Here is a 23999-nt window from a genome sequence, read left to right as displayed (position 1 = left end):
TGCATGAGACTTAGTCAGAAGACACACCGCGTTATCGTTTATCGTCGGAATGCCGCCCATACCAAGCCCTGCTCCCACAGAGGATCATCACAGCCATCACTGGCGTCACTCAAATTGCTATCCGGCGCAGCACCAGTGCTCGGGAAAATTCGTCGAGCAGGTCCAGGTAACGCCTGCCCGGCACGTCGGCGAGCAAACCTCGGGTATAGGGATGGGCCGGAGTCTGGAATATCTGTTCGGTATCGCCCTTCTCCACCACCTTCCCCGCCTGCATCACCACTACCTGATCGGAGATCTGCCGGACCACCGTCAGATCATGAGAGATGAACAGGTAACTCAAGCCCAACCTCTGTTGCAGATCGGCCAGCAGCGCCAGGATTTGGGTCTGCACCGAAGCATCCAGTGCCGAAAGGGGTTCGTCCAGCACCACCAGCTCCGGCTCTAGCGCCAAGGCTCGCGCGATGGCGACACGCTGACGTTGCCCCCCGGAAAGCTGCGCCGGTCGGCAATGCAGCAAACGTGACGGCAGCTCTACCTGCTCCAGCAGTTGAGCGGCGCGGGCCGAGCGCCAGTTTTTGTCGCCGATGGCATAAGCCTGCAACGGTTCGGTGATGATCTGCTCCAGCGTGAAGCCAGGGTCCAGCGACGCATACGGATTCTGATAAACCACCTGAATCCTGCGGCGCAGCGCTTGCCAGTCACGGCGGGTGTATTGGCTGATTTCAGTACCGTCAAACAGCACCCGCCCGCTATCAAGCTTTTCCAGGCCGAGGATCAGTCGCGCCGTGGTGGATTTACCCGAGCCCGACTCTCCCACCAGACTGGTGGTGCCTCGGCGCAGCAGCGTGAAAGACACATCGTCCACGGCAGGCAAACCCGGATTGCGCCAACTGGAAAAGTCCTTGCCCAGTCGTTCGACCACCAACAATGGCCGCTCGTTTTCGAAGGCCGGACTACGGCGTTCGGGCACCACTGGATGAGCCGCCGCCGACAGCGCCGGCACGGTTTTCAACAGTTCGCGGGTATAAGCATGCTGCGGTCGCTGGAACATCTGCCGGGTATCACCGCTTTCAACAACACGTCCACGGTACATGACCAGAACACGATCAGCCCGATCCAGCGCGACGCCCAGATCATGGGTAATCAACAGCACCGCGGTGCCGCGCTCCCGGGCCAGAGCCTGCAAACGATCAAGAATCTGCCGCTGCACGCCGACGTCCAGCGCGCTTGTAGGTTCGTCGGCAATGATCAGCGCCGGATTATTCGCCAAGGCCATCGCGATCAACACCCGCTGGCGCATGCCACCGGACAATTGATGCGGGAAGCTGCGCTGTACCCGCTCGACGTTTTTCAGGCCGACTTCATCCAGCAAGCGTACGGTGCGTAATCTGGCGGCGGCCTTGGGCACACCGTGAATGGTCATGGCTTCCTGCAACTGGGCGCCGATGCGTTTGACCGGGTCCAGAGACAGGCCGGGGTCCTGCGGAACAAAGCCCAATACATTGCCGCGCACATTGCGCCATTGCCGTTCGCTGGCGGCGACTTGTTCTGTACCGTTAAACAAAATACTCCCGGACTCAATCCGGGCATTGCCCGCCAGCAGACCGACCAGTGCCGATGCAGTGGTGGACTTGCCAGAGCCGGACTCACCCACCACGGCCAGAATCTCGCCAGGGTACAGGGCGAAGTTGATTTGGCTGACGCCATCCACCCGGCCCTCTCGGGTCTGATAGCCGATACTCAGGTCGCTGACCTGTAAAACTGCAGTCGCGGTGCTCATGATTTGTTTCCCTGTAAATCCTGCACTGCGCGGGCGAGTTGATTGGCAGCCAGTACCACCGACGCAACCACCAGCCCCGGCAAAGTCGTGTACCACCACGCGGCGACCATGTAGTTGCGCCCCTCGGAAATCAACAGCCCCCATTCCGGTTGCGGTGGCGGCGCGCCAAAACCCAGAAAGCTCAAGGCCGAAACAGCCAGTACCGCGCTGCCGAACTCCAGTGCCGCGAGGGCCAGCACCGGCCCGGCAGCATGCACCAGGATATGCCGACGAATGATCGTCCATGGCCCCACCCCACAGGAAACTGCCGCTTCAACGAACACTGAGGTGCGCCAACGCAAGACTTCGCCACGCACCAGTCGGGCGAAGGTTGCCACTGACGACAATCCCACCGCCAAGGCGATATTCAGAGTGCCAAAGCCCAATACGGTAATGATCGCCATGGCCAGCAGCAGAGAAGGAATTGCCATCAGCACTTCCACCACGCGCATCAGAAACGCATCCACCAGACCACCGAAGTAGCCGGCGATGACCCCGAGGAGAATGCCTGCCAGCAAGGCGATCGCCACCGCCAGCGCGGTAGCCTGCAACGAAATCGCAGAGCCATGCACCGCTCGGCTGTACAGGTCGCGGCCCAATTGATCAGTGCCAAACCAGTGTCGGGGACCAGGGCTTTGCAGCGCTTCAGTGGGCACACCCAGCAACGGGTCATAGTGGCTGAACGCACTCGGCCACAATGACCACGCCAGCACTGTCAGCAGCACGGCAACCCCCAATGGCAGCAACGGTCTGCTGCGTAGCAAGGCAGTGAGTGCGCGGCTCCAGTGCGGCTTGCTGAGCGGTGCACTGGCGAGGCTATCCAGCGCCAGGTCGTTATTCAGTACGCGGGTCATTTGCCGGTCCCTCCATGGATACGGGGATCAAGCAGCGGGTACAGCAAATCCACCAACAGGTTGACGCTGATGAAGATCAACGCCGCCAGCACCACCACACCCTGCACCAGCGGAATGTCTTGACCGCTGACGGCGCCCTGGGCCAGTCGGCCGACGCCTTCGCGGGAGAATACGGTTTCGGTGACCACTGAACCGGCCAGCAGATTGCCAACGATGACCCCGGACAGACTCAGCAACGGAATGGCCGCGTTATGCAGCAAATGCACGAACAACAACCGGCGTGGGCTGAGACCCTTGGCGATCAACACTTCGACAAAAGGCTGCGCACGCACCGCCTGTAACGAGCGAGTCAGCACCTGGGCAATGACTGCGGCAGTCGGAATTGCCAGGGTCAGCGCAGGCAACACCAAGGCGCTGAAGCCCTGATTGCCCATGGCCGGGAACCAGTGCCACGAAAATGAAAAGCCCTGCAGCAGGAGCAATCCGATCCAGAAAGTCGGCAACGACACTGCCACCGACGGGATGCCCAGCAGTGCATTACGCAACCCGTCACGCTTGACCAGATTGGCGGTCAGCGCCAGCGCAATACCCGCCAGCAAAGCAATCCCCAGCGCCAGAAATGTCAATGCTGCAGTGGCAGGCAGTGCCTGGGCCAACGACTGAACCACCGGCTCACCGCTCTGTATCGAACTGCCGAAATCCAGATGCACTGCCTTCCACAAGGCAATGCCGTATTGAACGGGTAACGGTTGATCCAGATGGTATTCGGCGCGCAATTCGTCGATTTGCACCTGGTCCACCGCCGTAGGTTCACCCTGCTGGTTGAGCATGATGCTCACCGGGTCGCTGGGTAACGCGTACAGAATCACAAATGACACGCTGAACGCCGCCCACAGCACCAGCAGCGCCTGGCCGATACGGCTGAGCAGATAAATCGATGCCTGCCTGAGCGGAAAGTGGGTCGCGACTTCATTGCCGGGGGTGGTCAGTAAACTGTTGCTCATGGTTGTTCCCATTGAGGTTGAGCGGGTCCATCTGTAGGAGCTGCCGAAGGCTGCGAAAGCATTCGTTCTGACGCTGCGCGAATCGCAGCCTTCGGCAGTTCCTACAGGTCCGTGGCTACTGTTTCTCTACCGCTGCAACCACGTATCAAAAAACTGCAGTCGCGATGACGCTTCGTAGTGCAGCCCTTTCACTTGTTTGCCATGGGCCAGTACCGAGGACAATTCGATCAGGGGAATCGCGTGGCCTTCACGCAAGAGGATCTCGCTGGCCTGATCAGTCAGTTTCTGGCGTTGGGCGTTGTCCAGCGTGGCTGCGGCCTGCTGCAGAATCTGATCCACCTGTGCTGGCTGACGACGGTTGTAGTTACGGCCGTTGACCTCGTAAACGGTACGCACCACGTCCGGATCGGAGCGGGTCAGGTTGAAGAACGTCAGGTGCATGTCGCCGCTGGCCTGCAATGCGGCAATTTGACTGATGGTGGATTTGTTCAGACGCAACTCCACGCCTACCTGACGCAATTGCTGCTGCACCAACTCCAGAATCGGCGCGTTCTGCCAGTAACTGAGTTGCAGCGCCAGACGCTTGCCTTCTCGAACGCGGATATCGTCAGCGCCCACCTTCCAGCCCGCCTCATCCAGCAGCTGTTTCGCGCCATTCGGGTCGTAAGTCAGCAACGAGGAAAAATCGCGGTAGAACGGCGTGCTGCTGGCGAGCAAAGCCGTAGCCGGTTTTTGATAGCGGGAAATGATGCTGCGCAATTGCTCGCGATCAATGGCTTTGATCAATGCCTGACGGACCTTGACGTCGCTGTACAAGGGGTCGGTTTCGTCAGGTGTCAGGTTGTAAACCACGCCAGGATTGGCCCGGGTCAGTAAGGGCACGCCTTGAGCTTCCAGCACGGCTTCGTTCTGTGGCACCACTGCGGTATCAACGTCGATCTGCCCCGAGAGCAGGCTGCCCAGACGTACGCCGGACTCCGGCACGATGACGAACTCGATGCCGTCCAGCCAGGCTTTGCCTTTGTGCGTCGCCAATGACGATTCCCCGGAATACGCCTCGTGACGCGTCAGCACTACCTTCTGGTTATGCACGAAAGATTTGATCACAAATGGTCCACTGCCGATCAGATTGCCCTGGCAACGATCAGCCGTTGGTAGCGCCAGTGTCGACGCCGCCAGCAGACCAAGGCTCATGGTAGAGGTGGCTTGAAGGAACTGCGCATTGGACTGGCCGAACTCGATAACCACCGTATTCTGGTCCGGCGTCTCGATGCTTTTCAGGCCTGTCAGATAGGTCGAACCCAGTACCGAGCGCGCTCCCAGCGCCACAATATTTTCGAAGTTGGCCTTCACCGACGCGGCGTTCAGCGCGCTGCCGTCACTGAACTTGATGCCTTCGCGCAGGTGAAAGGTGAAACGTCGTGATTGGGCATCGACTTCCCAGCGACTCGCCAGCCAGGGCACGATCTCGCCGGTTTTCGGGTCCTGATCGGTCAGTGAATCGACCACCTGCCGGCCCACGTTCAATGCGGTGTTGTTACCTGCCTGCTGCGGATCAATGCAATTGGGGTCGCCGTCCAGCGCGACTTTGAGAATGCCGCCCGCCACCGGGCTGGCGTTGGTTTTAGCGCTCGGCGCGTTGGCCTGATCGCCGCATCCAGCGAGGGTTACGGCGACGAAGAGCAAAGCCAGTCGAACGCCGGTGACAAGGTTTAACGAAGTGCTCAAGGTCATAAGGAACAACTTTCTCTGAAGTCTGGCTTGGACCCTGTGGGAGCCGGGCTTGCCCGCGATAAGCCTGGACGCGGTTCACTTTGGATCGCCTCCAGCCTTATCGCGGGCAAGCCCGGCTCCCACAGGGATTTACTGTGCTGCTGAGTAGCGATTCGCGATATACGGCAACCCGAGGTTTTCCCGCAGACTCTTGCCCTGGTATTCACGCTGGAACAGCCCGCGACGCTGCAGCTCGGGCACGACGCCTTCGGCGAAGTCGCTGATGCTTTCGTGCAGGCCGCTGAACATCACGTTGAAACCGTCTGCTGCTCCCGCTTCAAACCATTGCTGGAAGTCATCGGCGATGCTTTCAGGGGTGCCGATCAGAATCCGGTGCCCGCCCGACGTCAGCTTGTTGAACAGTTGGCGCACCGTTGGCCGCTCGCGGCGAATCAGGTCGAAGACCAGCTTCTGGCGACTCTTGTGAGTGTTGGTGTCGAACTGTTCCGGCGGTAACGGCACCACTTCGTCGAACGGCAGCTCGGAAAGGTCGAAGCCCAGGCTGGTAAAGCGGGAGATGGTGCGCAGGAAGGTTTTGGCGTCGAGCAGCTCCTGCAAACGGTCGTACTTGGCCTGAGCCTCGGCTTGAGTTCGCCCCACCACCGGCGAGACGCCCGGCAGTACCTTCAGGTGTTCCGGGTTACGACCCAGCGCCGCCGCGCGCTGCTTGATTTCGGCGTAAAACGCCTGGCCTTGCTCCACCGTGTGTTGCGCCGTGAACACCAGCTCCCCCGCTCTGGACGCCAAAGCACGCCCGGCATCGGAGGACCCGGCCTGAGCAATCACCGGAAAGCCTTGAAGCGGTCGCGCAGCGTTCAGGGGGCCTTTGACCTGGAACGATTTGCCGTGGTGATCCAGCACGTGCATTTTCTCGACGTCGAGCCACGTACCGCTGGCCTTGTTCTGAACAAAAGCGTCGTCTTCCCAACTGTCCCAGAGGCCAGTGACCACGTCATAAAACTCTTCCGCGCGTTCATAACGGTCCGCATGCTGAACATGGGCATCTAGGTTGAAGTTCTCGCCACCGCCCAGTGACGTGACCAGATTCCAGCCTGCCCGGCCGCCACTCAGATGGTCGATATTGGCTAGCTTGCGGGCAATATTGTAAGGCTCGTTGTAGGTGGTGCTCGCGGTGCCGATCAGGCCGATATTGCGGGTAACCAGCGCCAGCGCTGGCATCAGCACCAATGGGTCCCAGCGCACGCTGTTCGGACCGCGCGCCAGGGCTTCCAGGTCCAGATCAACGTTCAGGCTGTCGTTGAAGAACAGCGTATGAAAACGGGCTTTTTCCAGAGTCTCGGCGATCCAGCGAAAGTGACTGAAGTCCTTGAACGAATCGGCAGCCGCCTGCGGATGACGCCAGCTGGAGCCCAAAATCCCGGCGCTGGGAATGAACGCGCCAAGGATGATCTGTGGTTTTGCGTTGCTCATGCTTGATGCCCCTGTCAGAAGTTGTAACTCAAGCGGGTGTACCAGAGGCCACCGTAGGGATCGAACGGCGAGATGCTGCCGAATTTCGGGAAGCCGTTGACGTCGCCAGCGGGGTAAGCGTTGTTATCGGCCCGCACATCGAACAGGTTGTTGGCGCCGACTGCCACACCGAGGCTGTCGGTCACCGCATAGGCGACTTCCAGATCAGTGATCCACTTGGCGCCGAAGGTCACGTCGTAGTCAGGATTGACGTCACGGGAGATGACTTTGTCGTAGCGATTGACTGCCAGGTTTATGTCGAACCTGTCGATCTTCCAGTTACCGCTGAGGATCAGCTTGGTTTTGGGATTGGCCACAGTCAGATAGCCTTGGGCAACCCGGTCGAACAGTTCGAGCCCGGTGGACGCCAATGCGGAAGGTGTGGATTTGATGCTGTCGATTTCAGTCTTGTTGTAGTTGAAGGCAAGACCGTATTTGACGCTGCCATAGCGGCCGTAATCGACTTTGTAATCAGTGACCAGATCAATACCGCGGGTGGTGGTGTCGGCCGCGTTGGTGAAGTATTTCACCCGGTAACCGGGCCGGTAGCCCTGCTGCTGAAGTATCTGGTCAACACTGTTGCCGAACAGAAAACCGGTCAGGCCAATGCGGTCCTTGATTTCGATCTGGTAAGCATCAAGCGTCAGGTTTGCCGCAGGCACCGGTTTGTAGGTGAAGCCCACGCTGATGTTGCGCGACTTTTCCGGGTCCAGGTCGCTGGCGCCCAAGGCCTTGGCCAGTGCCGAATCAACTCTGGCAGTCTTGGCCTCAACGAACTGCAGCACACCGTTGACCGAGGTGTACTGGTTGGAGGTCTGCGCATAGGTGGACTGCGACAACGACGGCGCCCGGAAGCCGTTGCTCAGGGTGCCGCGAATAGCAAATTCGGGGGTGAAATCGTAGCGCAGCGCGAGCTTGCCGCTGGCGGTATTGCCGGAACTGTCGTCATATTTCTCAAAACGCCCGGCGACGCCGACGTAAAGCTTTTCCGTCGGGTTGATGCCCATATCCAGATAGGTCGCATAGCTGTTACGGCTGTTCTGCCCTTCGTCTTCGGGCGTGAGCGTAATCGCGCCTTGCGCACCGATGGCTGCCGGTCGCCCGGCCAACGGGCCGCTCGGGTAAACATAACCGCCATTGATATACGAAAGCGGGTCATCGGACTCTGTCTTGTAACGCTCATGACGGTGCTCGGCGCCCCAGGAAACCTGCAAGGGTTTGGCCAGGCCGACTTCGAAGGCACGGGTCAGGTCGAGGTTATTGGTCCATTGATCGAAGGTATTGGAGTAGGTATCGAAATGGGTCGGGCTGGAAGGTCCCAGCGATGCATTGAGTGTTTCATCGGTACCGGCCTGCCCCTTGTCCCGGCCGAAGGTGGAGCTCAGGTCCCAGTTCCATTCCTTGACCAGACCCTTGGCCCCGGCCGCGACCTGATAGTCGATCTCTTCAAGGGTGTAGAACGGTGCCGTGCCGTTGGGATAGATCTCGGGAATGATGTTGGTTGAATTCGGCCGTCGGTAGTTCTGCCCGCCCCGTGCGTCGCGTTTGCTCAGCGTGGAGAAGGAATACAGGCCCAGGTCGTCATTGAGTGGCAGCTCGGCGTTGTAACCGACGTTGATTGCCTTGATCTTTGGCAGCCCGTTTTTTTGCAGTTCGCGATTCGTCGTCGCTTCTCGCGGATCGGCCGAGCCATCGGGTTGGGTGTAGTACAACGCCCCCGTCGCATCACGGGAACGGACGGCAGTCTGCTGCGACTTGGCGTCCAGAGCAAAATTGAAGAAACCATCGTTGGGCAGCGCAAAACCGGCGTTGAGCGCCTGCTTGATAATCTCGCCATCACCTTTGTAATACTCGCCAAACTGGGTGCTGGCCGAGCCGCCGTTGTCGTTTTGCTTGAGGATGATATTGATCACCCCGGCGATGGCGTCCGAGCCGTATTGAGCCGAAGCCCCGTCGCGCAGTACTTCGATATGGTCGATGGCACTGATCGGGATCATGTCCAGATCCACCGGATTGGTGCCGTAGGCCGCCGTCGAATCGAGGTTGATCACGGCGCTGTTATGGCGACGCTTGCCGTTGACCAGTACCAGCACGTTGGAGCCGTTGAGGCCGCGCAAACTGTAAGGCCGGGCGATGCTGTCATTGGAGCTGCCCGACGGTCGCTGGCTGAAGGAAGGCAGCGACTTTTCCAGCGCACCACGCAGGCTGCCAGAACCGGTTTTCTCCAGTTGCTGGGCGCTGATCACATCGATCGGTGCCGGGCTGCTGGTGACGGTCCGAGCTTCACTGCCCCGAGAGCCGGTGACAATCACTGTGTCCAACGTATCCGTGCTGCTGTCAGCGGCCAGCGCCACGCCCGGCAGCAGGCTGAAACCGGCGAGGAACAACGGTGCCAGCGAAGGTGCCACCGCGTAGGAGTTCATTTTCATAAGAATCAACTTTCCAGAATTTGCTTGAAATCGTTACGCCACAGCGGTCGCACATCGACCTGCTGGCGAATCAATTGATGTTCAAAAAAGGCGTCAGCGACTTGCTGCTGGGAGGCGATGGACTGCTCTGAAACCGGCACCATGCGCTGCGCTTCGCCACGCAGACGGAACTGATCCAGATACAGCGCAGCGTCTATGCCGGTGATGTCCTGATTACGCTGTGCCCAGGCTTGCGGGTTGTTCTGCACCCAGGCCCAGGTGGCGCGCTCACGCTGGAGAAAGTCAGCGACCTGCGCCCTGCGTTGCGGGTCCTGCAAGACCCGCTGCGTGGTGGCAATCAGCGTGTTGCCCCGGTAGTCGCTGACGTTTGGCAAGCGGGTGCCGCCGGACTGCACGGCCTGAAGCACGGAAATCCCACCGCCGATTACCGCATCCAGGTGCCCACTGCGGAACGCGATCAGTGCCTCCTGGATCGGCATCGGAATAGGCTGAACGTCCTTGAGAGACAGACCGTGCTGACTGAGCAGACGCAGCAGGAAGTAATGGGTATTGGTGGCTCGCACATAACTGATCTTCTTGCCCTTGAGGTCGGCAACCTGCTGGATGCCGGCCTTATCGCGCACCACGATGCCGATGTCGCTGACATCACCGGGAATGGTTGCTACCAGCGCTATCGGTACCTTGGCAATTGAGGCGAAAATCGGCGGAATCTCGCTCATATACACGTAGTCGAGGCTGTCGCTGTTCAGCGCTTCCAGGACCAGATTGCCGCCGCCGATGTCGACCCACTCGACCGGATAAGGCGTATCGAGCTGCCCGGCCAGGCCCATGAACGAAGCTGCCGAGCCCTTGTATCGCCAGACGCGCAGCGGCGCCTGCTGGGCGCCGAACACTGGCGGAGTAATGGAAGCCAGCAAGCCACCGGCTGCGGCAATCGCACTGCGGGCTAACAGTTTGCGTCGGGTAATAGCAACCATGACTCAGGACATCAGATCAGGTTGCTGGGCGATGATCTCGTCCCACAGCGGCTGGAAGTTGAGCCAGGCAAACAGCTCGTTGCGCGCCCTGCTCTGAGCACTTGGCGGTTCAACCTGCGGAGTCACCGGCACCCCGGCGGCACGCGCCAGCAAGTGCGAACGCGCTACGTCTTCGGCGAGGATGAAACGCCAGGCCGCGCTTTCGACCGTTTCCCCGACGGTCCAGACGCCGTGGTTTTGCCAGAACAACAAGTTATTGCCCGCAAAGCTGTCGACGAACGCGCCGGTCACGATGTCGCGGTCCTGCTCCAGGGTGCCGTCGGCTCTACGCAAATCGTGACGCGGGAAAATCGCCTGATCGCCGACGAAGGCTCCCGCTTCAGCCGTGATCGGATCGAACAGTTGGGCAAGCGATGACCATGTGCGGCCGTAGAAGCCGTGCAAATGGGCAATGCCTACCACTTCCGGGCGGGCTTGCTGTAAGCCGTAGTGCAAGTCCAGCGCGCTGGTATTGAGCAGTCCGTCGCCTTCGACGACCTGGCCTTGAGCGTCAACGCGAAGCAATTGCGAAACGCTGATCCGGGAAAAAGGCACGCCCAACGGGTTGATCCAGTAGTGGTCGGTTTCGATGGGGTCGCGCGCCGTGAAGTGCCCGGCAAGGCCGACTTCGAATCCATAACGGGAAAACAGACGATAAGCGGCCGCCAGACGTTGCTTGCGATGCAACCGCTCTTGCAGCAAATCGGCATGGCGCGGAACGGTGTCGAGTGTCAGACGGTTATTGCTGTGAGGCAGGCTGTAGATGCTTTTAGTGACGGTGGGTGCATGGCTCATTCGGTTCTACTCAACCAGTGCTCGTGTTGCCGAGCTTTTTTCTTCAGGCGAACGCCGTCACTGCGCGGATATCAATGGCGCGACGACAGGTTGGCAATTCAAGGAGGTCGGAGCACGCAGCGCTGATAGCCGGTGGGTCCGAAACGGGCAGGAAAACTAGCTGGTCATGGTCGAGATCCCTCGCATAGTGGCGGGTTGTTGCTCTCCTCCACCGTGCGAGGGGTCGGGTCGAGTCGTCGTGCTGTTGCCGCTTGTGCGGCTGACGCTTAAGAACCTAAAGCATGGAAATGAGCTTGTGAAATTCCTTATCGATCTAACCTAATATTTAATCAGGTTATTTTTTATCGTTCAGATCATTCCCTAAAGGCATATCCAGGTGATAGAGCCCTTATAGGCGAGTGGCGCAGTTGCCACCGCTGGAGGCGCATGAACCATGGCTCATCAGGCGCGAGCCACTAAATAAATATCAGGCATAATAAAAATCAAAACCGATCAATAAAATACATATTAGCTTAGAACCAAAAAGCCTTTTACAGCGGCTAATCATAAGAATACGGTCTTAGAAAATCAGCCTGATTGTGTGATCAGTCAGCCTCCCGTGCACCCACTTCCCGCTGTGTAAAGGATTCATCCATGCCCCTGAGACATTCCTCGGCAACACCCAATCACGCCACAGGCGTAGCGATACACAGCCTCATGGGTCACGGGTCGAGGATTGCGCGATGAGTAAACGCTTCCACTTGCTTCGCCTGCTGGCCGCCTGTGCAACGGCCGCTACCCTGCTGGGCTGCTCACCGTCCGCTCAGGACCTGGAAGCCAACAAGACCTTGAAGATCGCTTTTTTCCGCGATAACACCACGTTGGTCAGCCTCGACCCCTTTCAGGTTTACTGGCTGGAGCACCGAGTGGTACTGCGCAACGTCGCCGAGTCGCTGACCGATCAGGACCCGCAGAACGGCAAGATCATTCCCTGGCTGGCCGAAAGCTGGGAAGTCAGCGACAACGCGCTGGAATACACCTTTCATCTGCGCAAAGACGTGACCTTCAGCAACGGCACGCGCTTCGATGCCCAGGCAGTAAAAGCCGCCTATGACTCCAACAAGGCCTTCGCCGCTCAACTGCCCGCCACATTCGGCGCAACCTACCTGAAGGGCTACGATCACGCCGAAGTCGTCGATGACTTCACCGTGAAGCTGGTGCTGTCCACACCCAATGCAGGCTTCCTGCAGGCCACCTCTACCACCAACCTTTCGATTCTCGCCCCGGAATCCTACAAGCTCAGCGTGAAGGAGCGTTCATTGGGCGCGATTATTGGCACCGGGCCGTTCGTGCTGGAGCGCTATACCCCGGAAAGCGGCTTGAAGCTGGTCAAGCGCAAAGGCTATGCATGGCCGTCCGCCAACGCGAAGAACAAAGGCGAAGCGCACCTCAATACCGTTGAGGTCAGCTACGTACCCGAAGAGAGTGTGCGCAACGGCCAGTTCGTACAGGGCCAAGTGGACATTCTCTGGCCCCGCGCGCCTTTTTCCGAAGTCGACTTGAACCTGTTCAAATCCAAGGGCGCAACCATCCAGAGTCGTTCGCTGCCAGGCCCGGCGCTGAACTTCTACCCCAACACCCGTGGTACACGCATCCTCGCGGATCGCAATGTGCGCCTTGCGCTGCAAAAAGGCATCGACCGCAAGACCTACGCGGCCACTGTGTACAACCCACAGTTTCCGGTGGTGACCAGCATCTACGACGTCACCACGCCGTATTACAAGAACAAGTCCGATCAACTGGCCTACGACCCGCAAGGCGCGGAAAAGCTGCTGGATGATGCAGGCTGGCAAAAAGGTCCGGATGGCTATCGCAGCAAGGACGGCAAACGCCTCAAGCTGGTCTACAACCTGTCCCCGGCAGAAGGTGCGGGGGATGTGCTGATCCAGGACCAACTGCGCAAAATCGGCATCGAGCTCAAGCTCAATGTGCTGACCACCGCTGAATGGGCCGCCGCCAACGCCTCGGGCAACTATGACCTGACCTCCACCTACATGACCCGCGCCGATCCGATCATTCTGCAAACCATCATTGATCCGCGGAGCGCCAACAGCTCGACCCTGGCCACCAACCTTTACGCACCGGAAACCCTGCCCAAGGCACTGGAACTATTCGACGCGGGCCTGACGGCAACCAAAGCCGAACAACGCGCCAAGGCCTACGGCGATTTGCAGGATCTGCTGATCGAAGAAGGCTCGGCGTTCCCGATCTACGAGCGCGTCTGGCAGGCCGCGACCGCCAAGAAGGTCCATAACTTTTACTGGACTGCCGAAGGCTTCGCGCTGCTCAACGACATCGAGATCGCAGCGCCATGAGCCGCTACGTGATCGGCCGGATTGCCCAGGCGCTGCTGGTGTTATGGGGCGCGTATAGCGTGACGTATTTCATCCTGTATTTACTGCCGGGTGACACGCTGTCGATCATGCTCAGTGCGTCAGGCGTCGAAATCGACGCTCTGTCGCCCGAGGAGATCGCGAAGGCTCAGGCCTACTACGGTCTGGATGGCGGGATTTTCCAGCAGTACTTCCACCTGTTGTGGGGGGCTGTGCAGGGTGATTTCGGCAGCTCGCTGACCCTCAATCGGCCGGTGTCAGAATTGCTCGTCGAGCGTCTGCCGCAAACATTGGCGCTGGCCGGCCTGGCCATCGTGTTTTCGCTGATTGGCGGCATCGGTCTGGCGTATCTCGCCGCCTATGTGCGCTGGCAACCGCTGAAGGTCGCCCTGGCGCGACTGCCGTCACTGGGCTTTTCAGTGCCGGTGTTCTGGATGGGCCTGCTGCTGATTCAGTTGTTCGCCTTCACCCTGGGCTGGTTCCCGGCCACGGGCAATCAGGGCTTTTCCAGCCTGATCCTGCCCGCCGTCACTCTGGCGATTCCCAGTGCTGCGGTCTACGCCCAAGTGCTGCAGCGCGGTTTTCAGGGTGTCTGGAAAGAACCCTACATCATTACCGCTTACGCCAAAGGTCTGAGCCGCGCTCAGGTTCAGGCCCGACACGCATTCAAGAACGCCGCTCTACCGTTGCTGACCCTGATCGGGCTGCAAGTGGGTAACACGGTGTCCGGGGCCGTGCTGGTGGAAACCATTTTCGCCCGCTCCGGCGTCGGTCGACTGGCGCAAGAAGCCGTGCTGCGCCAGGACATCCCCGTGGTACTGGCAATCGTCGCGGTGTCCGCAGCAGCCTTTGTGCTGATCAACCTGATCGTCGATCTGCTCTACCCCGCGCTCGACCCGCGTATCGCCCACACACCAAAGGTCTCCTGACGCCATGACTATTTTCGATAATCGCCTTGAACGTCTGGCCCGCAGCTTCACCAAGACGGATGCTGCACCGCCTGCCCTGTGGCGCCGCCGCAGTCGTTTCAGCCGGGCACTGGAGGCCACTCAACCGCTGTTGCGCCGACCGGGTTTCGTGCTGGCGGTGGCGATCATCGCCTTTGCATTGTTGTCCGCCGTGGCGCCCAGCCTGCTCACCCACTTTGCGCCTTACGCCACCTCCCCCATCGACAAACTCACACCGCCCAATGGCGTGCACTGGTTCGGCACCGACGAACTTGGCCGAGACCTCTATACCCGCGTGGTCTACGGTTCCAGACTCTCGGTACAGGCAGCATTGCTCGCGGTCGGTATCGCGCTGGCAGGCGGCTTGAGCCTGGGCATCGTCTCCGGTTTCGCTGGCGGACGTATCGACGCCGTAATCATGCGTTTCATCGATGTACTGTTGGCCCTGCCCGGTCTGCTGCTCGCACTGGCTATCGTTACCGCGATCGGCTTCGGCACCATTCCGGTAGCCATCGCGGTAGGCGTCGGGATCATTCCCGGCTTTGCCCGAACCACCCGCGCCGAAGTGCTGCGGATCAAGACCCTGCCCTATGTCGAGGCCGCACGCCTGGGCGGTGCCAGCTGGACCCGGACCCTGTTGCGACACATCCTACCCAATGCCTGGGGCCCGGTCGCCGTGCTGGCCACGCTGGATTTCGGCGCGGCGATTCTCGCCACAGCGGGCCTGAGCTTTCTCGGTTTCGGCGCCGAGCCTCCGGCTGCCGAATGGGGCACGCTGATCGCCAACGGTCGTCACTTCCTGATGACCGCGCCGTGGGTGTCGTTGTTGCCAGGTCTGTTCGTGGTCGCCGTGGTGTTCAGCTTCAACCACATCGCCCGCACCCTTGAGGAGACGCAACGATGAGCATCACCGATGCATTGATCGACGTGCGCCAACTGGCTGTTGCTTACCGTTTTGGCGGGCAGGTCAATCAGGCTGTGCGCGGCGTTTCCTTTCAGGTCGCCAAGGGCGAAACCCTGGCCATTGTCGGGGAGTCCGGCTCCGGTAAATCGACCATGGCCAATGCCATTCTTGGTCTGCTGCCAGACAATGCAGTGGTGACTGGCGGCGAACTGTGGGTCGACGGAACGGACCTGACCCACGCCTCTGAACGACAGAAACGCCAGCTTCGCGGCAGCACCATTGGCCTGGTGCCTCAGGACCCCATGGTCGGTTTGAATCCGACCCTGCGCATTGGCAAGCAAATCGGCGAGGCGTTGATTCAGGCTCATGGCCGTCGTTATCCCGCGGTGGACGCCGATGTGCTGGAGTTGCTGCAACAGGTCGGTCTGGACAATCCACTGCTGCGCGCCCGGCAGTACCCTCACGAACTGTCTGGCGGCATGCGTCAACGGGTGCTGATTGCCATTGCCCTTGCGGGCAACCCGCGGCTGATCATCGCCGACGAACCCACCAGCGCGCTGGACGTGACCGTACAACGCAAGATTCTTGACCACCTGCAACGGCTGGTGGCCGAGCGAGGCATTTCGCTGCTGATCATCACTCACGATCTGGGCGTGGCCGCAGATCGCGCGGACCGGGTGCTGGTGATGAAAAGCGGTGAGCTGGTCGAGCAAGGTCCGCCGCAACAGATCCTCATCAACCCCAGCCATTCCTACACCCAGGCATTGATCGCCGCAGCGCCCGCCTTCGGCCAGCGCAAGACGCCCGCCGCGCCGCGCACGTTGGTGAATAGTACAGCGCCGATTCTCACGCTGGAGAATGTCGGGAAGTCGTTCCGGCTGCCTTATGTGAAAGGCGAAAGCGCGGAGTTTCAGGCCCTTGAAGACGTCAACTTCAAGGTTTATCCGGGGCAGACGCTGGCCATTGTCGGCGAGTCCGGCTCGGGCAAAAGTACTGCGTTGCGCATTGCCTTGGGCCTGGAAAAACCGACTCAGGGCCGCGTATTGTTCGAAGATCAGGACATTACCCACCTTGGCTGGGGTGAGTTCCGCCCGCTGCGCCGACGCATGCAACTGGTTCAGCAAAACCCCTTCGCTGCACTCGATCCGCGTTTCACCTTGTTCGAAAGCATCATCGAACCGTTGGTGTCGTTCGGGCTGCTCAAAGGCCGGGATCTGGAACAGGCGGCGCGCAAGCTGATCGAGCGGGTGCATTTGCCGGTGGCTTATCTTGATCGTTTGCCACGAGAGCTTTCCGGGGGCCAGCGCCAACGTGTCGCTATCGCACGGGCACTGGCGTTGCAACCGGACTTGCTGCTGCTCGATGAGCCGGTCTCCGCCCTCGACGTCTCGGTACAGGCGCAGATCCTTGACCTGTTGGTGGAGCTGCAAAGCGAACTGGGCATTGCCTACGTGCTGGTTTCCCATGATCTGGCCGTGGTTGCCAGCGTGGCTCATCAGGTGTTGGTGCTGCGCCAGGGCAAGACCGTCGAACAAGGCGCTGCCAGCGACATCTTCGATCAGCCGGAGGCGGCGTATACCCGTGAGCTGATTGATGCGATACCGGGGCGCAGGCTGGAAGTAGCAGCGCAATACTGACTTGAAAACCCATTCCTCGTAGGAGCTGCCGCAGGCTGCGAAAGCATGCATCCTGACACACCGCCATCGCAGCCTTCGGCAGCTCCTACAGGTCTTCTGTTTGCTGCACCTACCCGACAAGGACAATCATGACCCGCACCCTTCTGGCGTTGACCCTCGCCTCGCTTCTTGCACCGGCACTCAGCCAGGCTGCGACGACGGATATCACTGACGCGCAATACGCAAAGGTGCTCGAAGGCTCATGGCGAGCCAAAGAAAACAGCGCTCGCGACAGCTATCGTCATCCACAAGAGACGTTGAAGCTCTTCGGTCTGCAGGCTCAGCAGACGGTAATCGAAATCACGCCTGGGGGTGGCTGGTACAGCGAGATTCTTGCTCCGTTGCTCAAGGAGCATGGGCATTACATCGCCGCCCTTCAGGCACCTTCCTCCGGCGACTATTACAAGAAAGCCGCTGATGGCTTGAAGCAAAAGTTCAAGGCGGACCCTGCGCGCTATGGCAAAGCCGAAACCATCGAGTTCGATTCCCAGGCACCGGCATTTGGTAAACCCGGCACAGCCGACCGGGTACTGACCTTTCGCAACGTACACAACTGGGTCCTGGCTGATGACGCGCCACAGATGTTCGCGGCTTTCTTCAAGGTGCTCAAACCCGGCGGCGTGCTGGGCGTAGTGGATCACCGCGCCAAAGACGGCGCTGATGTCAGCAGCATCAAGGACAGCGGCTACCTGCCCACCGATTACGTAGTGAAACTGGCCACGGATGCGGGTTTCAAGCTGGACGCGCAAAGCGAAGTCAACGCCAATCCGAAGGACACCAAGGACTATTCAGCAGGCGTCTGGACCCTGCCGCCGTCTTACAAACTGGGGGAACAAGACCGGGCGAAATATGCGGAGATTGGCGAGTCGGACCGGTTTACGTTGCGGTTTGTGAAGCCAGTGGGTAAGTAGCGTTTTGGGGGTGTGCAAGCACCGCTCCCACATGAAACAGCATTCCACACCAAGGCCTATACAGGCTGGCTAATGTGCTGCTGATACAGCGCATTCAGCCGCTCGCTGACCCGAGCGAATCGGTCGGCCATCAGCCACGTTGACCGGGGTGGGACGAACACCTCACTGGCGCTGTAAACCTCGCTGCCTGTCAGCAACCCCCATCAAGTCAGAGTAACGATTTGTAAAACATCCCCGCCCCTCTCACCGACAGGCGCCCGCCTTACCGGGTCTGGATGTGTTTCTATCCATGACACCTCTGTTACACCTTCAAGAATGAAAGGAGTCTTCGTATGCCCGCCCACTCGCTCAGTCGTCGCTACTTCATTCAGGCAAGCTCAGCGCTGGCCGCCATGGCAGCCCTGTCTCCCCTGCTCCCGGCGTTTGCCGCAACATCGCTGCTGACCCGCAAGATTCCCGCATCAGGCGAGGACTTGCCGGTGATTGGCCTGGGCACTGCCCGAACCTTCAATTTTGCGGTGACTTCAGAGGAGATGACTCCGGCGCTGGAAGTACTCAAGACGCTACTGAGTGGCGGCGCCAAGTTGATCGACACCGCGCCTAGCTACGGCGATTCTCAAGCCGTAACCGGTGAATTGCTGACCCGCGCCAACGCCCACCGTCAGGCCTTTATCGCCACCAAGGTTTCATCAACCGGACGTGAGGCGGGTCTTCGCCAAATAGAACAAGCGTTCAAGCAACTGCAAACCGAGCGCATCGACCTGATTCAGGTGCACAACCTGCAGGACACCGCCACGCAATTGCAGACGTTGCGCGAGCTTAAGCAACAGGGCCGGATTCGCTACATCGGCGTGACGCATTACGTCGAGTCCGCCCACGACGAACTGCTGGCCGTACTGCAAAAAGAGAAAGTCGACTTCGTACAGGTCAACTATTCCATCGGCGCCCGCAACGCTGAAAAGCGTCTGCTGCCCTGGTGCGCAGATAATGGTGTGGCAGTGTTGGCCAACCGCACGTTCGAAGCCGGACGACTATTTACCAAGGTCAAAGGTAAACCAGTGCCGGATTGGGCGTCCGCTGAACTGGATGCCAGTTCATGGGCACAACTGATGCTCAAGTTCGTGCTCGCCAACCCCGCCATCACCGCAGTGATTCCGGCGACCAACAACCCGCGTTATGCTGCCCACAACCTGCTGGCGGGCCAAGGTCGGTTGCCCGACGCCAGCTTGCGTGAGCGGATCGCCGAACTGTTCGCCTGATCATTCACAGCCGGGAGCGTATCCGTGTCCTTTGTTGACCACCCACTGAGCCAACGCGCTGCCCGCACCATCAATGCCGAACCGGACGAACTGCGTCCGGCATTGGCAGGCTTCGCCCTGTTCTTCTGCTTGTTTTGCGGCTATTTCATGCTGCGGCCCATTCGTGAAGCCATGGGTATTCAGGCCGGGGTCGAAAATCTTCAGTGGCTATTCACCGCGACATTCGTGGTCATGCTGATCGCGGTTCCGTTCTTTGGCTGGCTTAATTCTGCGGTGCCACGTGTCCAGTTCATCGACTGGGTTTATGGGTTCTTTGCCGTCAACCTGCTGTTTTTCGCCGCGACCTTTGCCCTGCATGACGACAGTGTCTGGCTGGCGCGAGTGTTCTATGTGTGGATTTCGGTCTACAACCTGTACGTGGTTTCAGTCGCCTGGAGCCTGATGGCCGATGCGTTCGACGGCGCTCAGGCACGGCGGTTGTTTGCCTTTATCGCAGCGGGTGCCAGCGTGGGTGGTTTGTTGGGACCGTTGATCAGCGCCTTCTCGATTGAAGTGCTCGGTCAGGGCGGGCTGGCGCTGTTCAGTGCCCTGCTGTTGCTGCTGGCATTGGCGCTCAAGCGTTACCTCATGGCCTGGCGCGAATCTGGCGGCGCGGGTCGGCCCGGTGCGCCGCCTGCTGAAAACCCGCGACGGCCGGTGGCAGGCAATCCGTTCAGCGGCATGCTGCGGGTACTGCGCTCGCGGTATCTGCTGGGCGTGTGTCTGTTCGTGGTGCTGCTCGCCACTGCCAGCACCTTTTTGTATTTCGAACAGGCACGACTGGTGTCCGAGTTGTTCGCGACTCGTGAAGAACAGATCCGCGTGTTTGGCCTGATCGATTTCGCGGTGCAGGCTGGCGCGCTGGTTTCGCAGTTGTTCATCACCGGGCGTATCGCCCAGCGCTTTGGAGTTAGCGTACTGCTGGCGGGCGTGCCAGTGCTGGTGTGTATCGGCTTTATCGGCCTGGCACTGGCGCCAACATTCGCCATGTTGGCCGGGTTGATGATCGTGCGACGTATCGGCGAGTACGCGTTTATCCGACCCGGCCGGGAAATGCTCTTTGCGCCGCTGGACGCCGAGACCAAGTACAAGGCCAAGAACTTCATTGACACCGTGGTTTATCGCGGCGGCGACGCCATCAGCGGCTGGGCCAAAAGCCTGCTGGACATGCTCGGTCAAGGTACTGCGCTGGTGGCCTTGGTAGGCGCTGCGTGTGCGGCGCTCTGGGCGGTTACCGGGTGGTATCTGGGGCGGCGTACGGATCGGGAAGTGATCGAAGAGCGCGTGAAACACACTGATCATCCGGATTGAAATGTAGTTCCCGTAGGAGCTGCCGAAAGCTGCGAAGCATTTCCTGACACATCGCGATCGCAGCCTTCGGCAGCTCCTACAGGATCCGGTTCAGCTCAGAACAATAAAGTTCAAATAACGCCCTCTAGCGGCTCGATAATTCGCAATTATTACCAATCCCGCAACAGTGTTTTCCCTAAATGCGGAATGACAATTTGTCGCAGGCGGGGCTTTTTTTGATATCTTTGCAAAAGTAACCAGTTAGTTAATTGTTTGCGGAGTTCAATAGAACTGAGCCGTGTCGTCAGCATGGACCCTGAAAAGTCCCCTCGCGACCGCTGTTCGGGAACAGCTCTTCAAGCCGTTTCCTCCACTACGCTTAACCTTTCATACAAACGCTCATGCGTCACCAGGATCATGCACCATGACTAAGTCTCAACCTACGGCATCCGTCAGCCGCTGGCCCATCTGGGTCGCGGCGCTCGGCGTGCTGGTATTTGGATTACTGTTCACAGGACTGGGCGGTTACCTCGCCACACTTGGCGGCAGTTGGTACTTCCTGCTCGCCGGTCTCGGCATGCTCGTCTCTGCGGTACTGCTATTTAAACAGCGCCTCACAGGTGCCTGGCTGTTCGCGGTCGTCATGGTGCTGTCCATCATCTGGGCGCTGGTAGATGCCGGGCTGAACTTCTGGCCACAAATCTCCCGCCTGTTCGCACTGGGCGTGTTGAGCCTGGTGGTGGCACTGGTCTACCCGACAATGCGCAAGGCGAATGGCCTGGTCGGAGGTCGTGGTGGCTATGCACTCAGCGGCCTTCTGGCACTGGCCATCGTCGGCGGCGCATGGGGCATGTTTATTCCTCACGCCTCGGTTTCCCCAACCGGCGACGGCCCGGGCCTGACCAAAGTCGACCCTGCCAAGGCGCAGAAAGACTGGGCTCACTACGGCAATGACGAAGGCGGCAGCCGCTTCGCTGCCCTGGACCAGATCAACCGCAGCAACGTCGGCAGCCTTGTGCCCGCCTGGACTTACCAGACCGGCGACGTTGCGATCAGCGACGGCAACGGCGCTGAAGACCAGATGACCCCGCTGCAAGTCGGCGACAAAGTGTTCATCTGCACCCCACACAACAACGTCATCGCACTGGATGCCGACACCGGCAAACAGCTGTGGAAAAACGAAATCAACGCGCAGAGCAAAGTCTGGCAGCGTTGCCGTGGCCTGGCGTACTTCGACTCGACAGCCGCATTGGTGCAGCCAGTTGACGGCAGCACGCCCGCCACTGCTGTATCGGTACCCGCCGGTGCCAACTGCCAGCGTCGTCTGCTGACCAATACCATCGATGCACGCCTGATTGCTGTAGACGCCGACACTGGCGAGTTCTGCCAAGGCTTCGGCACCAACGGCCAGGTTGATCTCAAAGCAGGCCTGGGTAATGTTCCGGATTCCTACTATCAGCTGTCGTCCGCGCCGTTGATGGCCGGTTCTACTGTGGTCGTGGGCGGTCGCGTTGCCGACAACGTTCAGGCTGACATGCCTGGCGGCGTGATCCGAGGTTTTGACGTGATCACCGGCACCATGCGCTGGGCGTTCGACCCGGGTAATCCAGAAGACAAGAAAGCTCCAGCGGCCGACGCCACTTATGTGCGCAGTACGCCAAACAGCTGGGCACCAATGTCCTACGACCCGGCGATGAACACCATCTTCCTGCCAATGGGCAGCTCGTCGACCGACATCTACGGCGTTGAGCGTACCGCGCTGGATCACAAATACGGCGCTTCGATTCTGGCGCTGAATGCAACAACCGGTGAAGAAAAGTGGGTCTACCAGACCGTCCACAATGACCTGTGGGACTTCGACCTGCCGATGCAGCCAAGCCTGATCGATTTCACCAAGGCCGACGGCAGCAAGGTGCCTGCCGTGGTGATCGGTACCAAGGCCGGTCAGATCTTCGTGCTCGACCGTGCCACTGGCAAGCCGCTGACCAAAGTTGAAGACGTCGCGGTCAAGGCCGCCAACATCCCCAACGAGCCTTACTCGCCGACACAACCGCTGTCGACCGGCATGCCGCAGATTGGCACCAAGCACATGACCGAATCGGACATGTGGGGCGCCACGCCGTTTGATCAGATGCTGTGCCGTATCTCGTTCAAGCAAATGCGTTACGAAGGCCTGTACACCGCGCCGGGCACTGACAAGTCGCTGAGCTTCCCCGGTTCGCTGGGCGGCATGAACTGGGGCAGCCTCTCGACGGATCCGGTACACGGTTTCATCTTCGTCAACGACATGCGTCTGGGCCTGTGGATTCAGATGGTGCCGCAACAGAAAGACGCCAAAGCCTCTTCCGGTGGCGAAGCGTTGAACACCGGCATGGGTGCAGTACCGCTCAAAGGCACGCCGTATGCTGTGAACAAAAACCGCTTCCTGTCGATTGCCGGTATTCCGTGCCAAGCACCGCCGTTCGGTACGCTGACAGCGATTGACATGAAGACCCAGAAAGTCGCGTGGCAAGTGCCGGTCGGCACCGTTGAAGACACCGGCCCGCTAGGGATCAAGATGCACCTGCCGCTGCCGATCGGCATGCCAACACTGGGCGGCACGCTGTCTACCCAGGGTGGCCTGATCTTCATCGCTGGTACTCAGGATTACTACCTGCGCGCCTTCAACTCGGCCAACGGTGAAGAAGCCTGGAAAGCCCGTCTGCCCGTCGGCAGCCAGGGCGGCCCAATGACCTTTGTTTCGCCGAAAACCGGCAAGCAATACGTGGTCATCACCGCCGGTGGTGGCCGTCAGTCGCCGGATCGCGGTGACTACGTGATCGCTTACGCGCTGCCTGATAGCAAGTAATCAGTAAAAGCAAAAACCCGCTGCCACCTCAACGGTGACAGCGGGTTTTTTATTGTCGTGGTTAAAGCCTGTACCACGAACTCTCCCCAATATTGAGATATACCTCTGGAATGTCTCTGCAAACTTAAACTCCCTGTGGGAGCGAGGCTTGCCCGCGATATGAGCGCGATGATGCATCAGATGAATTAACGACTTACATCCACCGCCATTGAAAAACGCCCCTACCAAAACACACTAAATCGCTTTGTGCTGACATCTGGTTTTACTGTGAGGGGGCTGAAGCTTGGAGACTGAAGCGAAGGTATAGGGGTAGCTGAATGTGGTGCGGATTTGATCATGTGGGATCTCACCAACAGATTGAGACACCATGGAGCAGCCTGCTGACTTTAATGTCAGCGCACTGGGTGGCGATTGGTAATCCTCGATTGGGGCGGCCTGTCAGATGTAGGTCGCTGGGCGATGAGGATTATCTATATCCAAAAAGAATTAAAGAAATGTTATTCCTACAGAAATTCCTGCAACCGCCCTGCACAGAAAATAAAATCAAAATATCAAATAACGGATAAAACAATAGTCATCTGCCCCCATTATCC

The 23999-nt window shown here is 59.3% G+C and carries 16 protein-coding genes; 8 read left to right on the top strand and 8 right to left on the bottom strand.

Translation table 11 applies throughout. The features are described from left to right. Positions 1–109: 109 nt before the first annotated feature. The 8 genes from AUC60_RS21040 to AUC60_RS21005 form a co-directional block, all read right to left on the bottom strand. Positions 110–1780, bottom strand: a complete 1671-nt coding sequence (locus tag AUC60_RS21040) for a dipeptide ABC transporter ATP-binding protein (RefSeq protein ID WP_087272165.1) — start codon at positions 1778–1780, stop codon at positions 110–112. After that, on the bottom strand, positions 1777–2673 hold the full coding sequence (locus AUC60_RS21035) for an ABC transporter permease (RefSeq protein ID WP_087272162.1): 897 nt from the start codon (positions 2671–2673) through the stop codon (positions 1777–1779). The genes AUC60_RS21040 and AUC60_RS21035 overlap by 4 nt, the downstream gene beginning before the upstream one ends. Beyond that, positions 2670–3677: an ABC transporter permease gene (locus AUC60_RS21030; protein WP_087272159.1), complete on the bottom strand. Its 1008-nt coding sequence runs from the start codon at positions 3675–3677 to the stop codon at positions 2670–2672. The genes AUC60_RS21035 and AUC60_RS21030 overlap by 4 nt, the downstream gene beginning before the upstream one ends. 126 nt (positions 3678–3803) lie before the next feature. Beyond that, positions 3804–5411, bottom strand: a complete 1608-nt coding sequence (locus tag AUC60_RS21025) for an ABC transporter substrate-binding protein (protein WP_087272157.1) — start codon at positions 5409–5411, stop codon at positions 3804–3806. Between the two features lie 129 nt (positions 5412–5540). Further along, on the bottom strand, positions 5541–6881 hold the full coding sequence (locus AUC60_RS21020; protein WP_087272154.1) for an LLM class flavin-dependent oxidoreductase: 1341 nt from the start codon (positions 6879–6881) through the stop codon (positions 5541–5543). A 14-nt stretch (positions 6882–6895) separates the two neighbouring features. Beyond that, complete coding sequence (locus tag AUC60_RS21015; protein ID WP_087272151.1) at positions 6896–9349, bottom strand: TonB-dependent receptor plug domain-containing protein; 2454 nt, start codon at positions 9347–9349, stop codon at positions 6896–6898. 5 nt (positions 9350–9354) lie between these two features. Continuing rightward, positions 9355–10326, bottom strand: coding sequence for an ABC transporter substrate-binding protein (locus AUC60_RS21010; protein ID WP_087272149.1), 972 nt, complete (start codon positions 10324–10326; stop codon positions 9355–9357). Positions 10327–10329: 3 nt separating this feature from the next. Then, the gene (locus AUC60_RS21005) at positions 10330–11160 is read right to left on the bottom strand and encodes a class II aldolase/adducin family protein (RefSeq protein ID WP_087272146.1); all 831 of its coding nucleotides are present in this window, start codon (positions 11158–11160) and stop codon (positions 10330–10332) included. 722 nt (positions 11161–11882) lie between these two features. On the opposite strand from AUC60_RS21005, the gene AUC60_RS21000 reads away from it, so the two are divergent. The 8 genes from AUC60_RS21000 to AUC60_RS20965 all read left to right on the top strand — a co-directional run bounded on the left by AUC60_RS21000 (position 11883) and on the right by AUC60_RS20965 (position 23406). After that, the gene (locus AUC60_RS21000) at positions 11883–13514 is read left to right on the top strand and encodes an ABC transporter substrate-binding protein (RefSeq protein ID WP_087272143.1); all 1632 of its coding nucleotides are present in this window, start codon (positions 11883–11885) and stop codon (positions 13512–13514) included. Next, positions 13511–14461 (top strand): ABC transporter permease, encoded by a 951-nt coding sequence (locus tag AUC60_RS20995; RefSeq protein ID WP_087272140.1) that lies wholly within the window; start codon positions 13511–13513, stop codon positions 14459–14461. The genes AUC60_RS21000 and AUC60_RS20995 overlap by 4 nt, the downstream gene beginning before the upstream one ends. Before the next feature lie 4 nt (positions 14462–14465). Then, positions 14466–15383: an ABC transporter permease gene (locus tag AUC60_RS20990; protein ID WP_087272138.1), complete on the top strand. Its 918-nt coding sequence runs from the start codon at positions 14466–14468 to the stop codon at positions 15381–15383. Next, complete coding sequence (locus tag AUC60_RS20985; RefSeq protein WP_087272136.1) at positions 15380–17020, top strand: dipeptide ABC transporter ATP-binding protein; 1641 nt, start codon at positions 15380–15382, stop codon at positions 17018–17020. The genes AUC60_RS20990 and AUC60_RS20985 overlap by 4 nt, the downstream gene beginning before the upstream one ends. Before the next feature lie 128 nt (positions 17021–17148). Continuing rightward, positions 17149–17970 carry a class I SAM-dependent methyltransferase gene (locus AUC60_RS20980; RefSeq protein ID WP_087272133.1) on the top strand — a complete coding sequence of 274 codons (822 nt, stop codon included), beginning with the start codon at positions 17149–17151 and terminating at the stop codon, positions 17968–17970. A 332-nt stretch (positions 17971–18302) separates the two neighbouring features. Next, complete coding sequence (locus AUC60_RS20975; protein ID WP_087272130.1) at positions 18303–19229, top strand: aldo/keto reductase; 927 nt, start codon at positions 18303–18305, stop codon at positions 19227–19229. A gap of 24 nt (positions 19230–19253) precedes the next feature. Beyond that, positions 19254–20579, top strand: coding sequence for an NTP/NDP exchange transporter (locus tag AUC60_RS20970; RefSeq protein WP_238599614.1), 1326 nt, complete (start codon positions 19254–19256; stop codon positions 20577–20579). A 403-nt stretch (positions 20580–20982) separates the two neighbouring features. Then, positions 20983–23406, top strand: coding sequence for a glucose/quinate/shikimate family membrane-bound PQQ-dependent dehydrogenase (locus AUC60_RS20965; RefSeq protein WP_087272128.1), 2424 nt, complete (start codon positions 20983–20985; stop codon positions 23404–23406). Positions 23407–23999 lie beyond the last annotated feature (593 nt).

The sequence above is a fragment of the Pseudomonas caspiana genome (genome assembly GCF_002158995.1).
GTDB classification, from domain to species: Bacteria; Pseudomonadota; Gammaproteobacteria; order Pseudomonadales; family Pseudomonadaceae; genus Aquipseudomonas; species Aquipseudomonas caspiana.
This window is presented reverse-complemented; position numbering and strand designations above follow the sequence as displayed.

Excerpts from the sequence above, each read along its gene's own strand:
- AUC60_RS21040 (WP_087272165.1), bottom strand. The coding sequence starts at position 1,780 with ATGAGCACCGCGACTGCAGTTTTACAGGTCAGCGACCTGAGTATCGGC.
- AUC60_RS21035 (WP_087272162.1), bottom strand. The coding sequence starts at position 2,673 with ATGACCCGCGTACTGAATAACGACCTGGCGCTGGATAGCCTCGCCAGT.
- AUC60_RS21030 (WP_087272159.1), bottom strand. The coding sequence starts at position 3,677 with ATGAGCAACAGTTTACTGACCACCCCCGGCAATGAAGTCGCGACCCAC.
- AUC60_RS21025 (WP_087272157.1), bottom strand. The coding sequence starts at position 5,411 with ATGACCTTGAGCACTTCGTTAAACCTTGTCACCGGCGTTCGACTGGCT.
- AUC60_RS21020 (WP_087272154.1), bottom strand. The coding sequence starts at position 6,881 with ATGAGCAACGCAAAACCACAGATCATCCTTGGCGCGTTCATTCCCAGC.
- AUC60_RS21015 (WP_087272151.1), bottom strand. The coding sequence starts at position 9,349 with ATGAAAATGAACTCCTACGCGGTGGCACCTTCGCTGGCACCGTTGTTC.
- AUC60_RS21010 (WP_087272149.1), bottom strand. The coding sequence starts at position 10,326 with ATGGTTGCTATTACCCGACGCAAACTGTTAGCCCGCAGTGCGATTGCC.
- AUC60_RS21005 (WP_087272146.1), bottom strand. The coding sequence starts at position 11,160 with ATGAGCCATGCACCCACCGTCACTAAAAGCATCTACAGCCTGCCTCAC.
- AUC60_RS21000 (WP_087272143.1), top strand. The coding sequence starts at position 11,883 with ATGAGTAAACGCTTCCACTTGCTTCGCCTGCTGGCCGCCTGTGCAACG.
- AUC60_RS20995 (WP_087272140.1), top strand. The coding sequence starts at position 13,511 with ATGAGCCGCTACGTGATCGGCCGGATTGCCCAGGCGCTGCTGGTGTTA.
- AUC60_RS20990 (WP_087272138.1), top strand. The coding sequence starts at position 14,466 with ATGACTATTTTCGATAATCGCCTTGAACGTCTGGCCCGCAGCTTCACC.
- AUC60_RS20985 (WP_087272136.1), top strand. The coding sequence starts at position 15,380 with ATGAGCATCACCGATGCATTGATCGACGTGCGCCAACTGGCTGTTGCT.
- AUC60_RS20980 (WP_087272133.1), top strand. The coding sequence starts at position 17,149 with ATGACCCGCACCCTTCTGGCGTTGACCCTCGCCTCGCTTCTTGCACCG.
- AUC60_RS20975 (WP_087272130.1), top strand. The coding sequence starts at position 18,303 with ATGCCCGCCCACTCGCTCAGTCGTCGCTACTTCATTCAGGCAAGCTCA.
- AUC60_RS20965 (WP_087272128.1), top strand. The coding sequence starts at position 20,983 with ATGACTAAGTCTCAACCTACGGCATCCGTCAGCCGCTGGCCCATCTGG.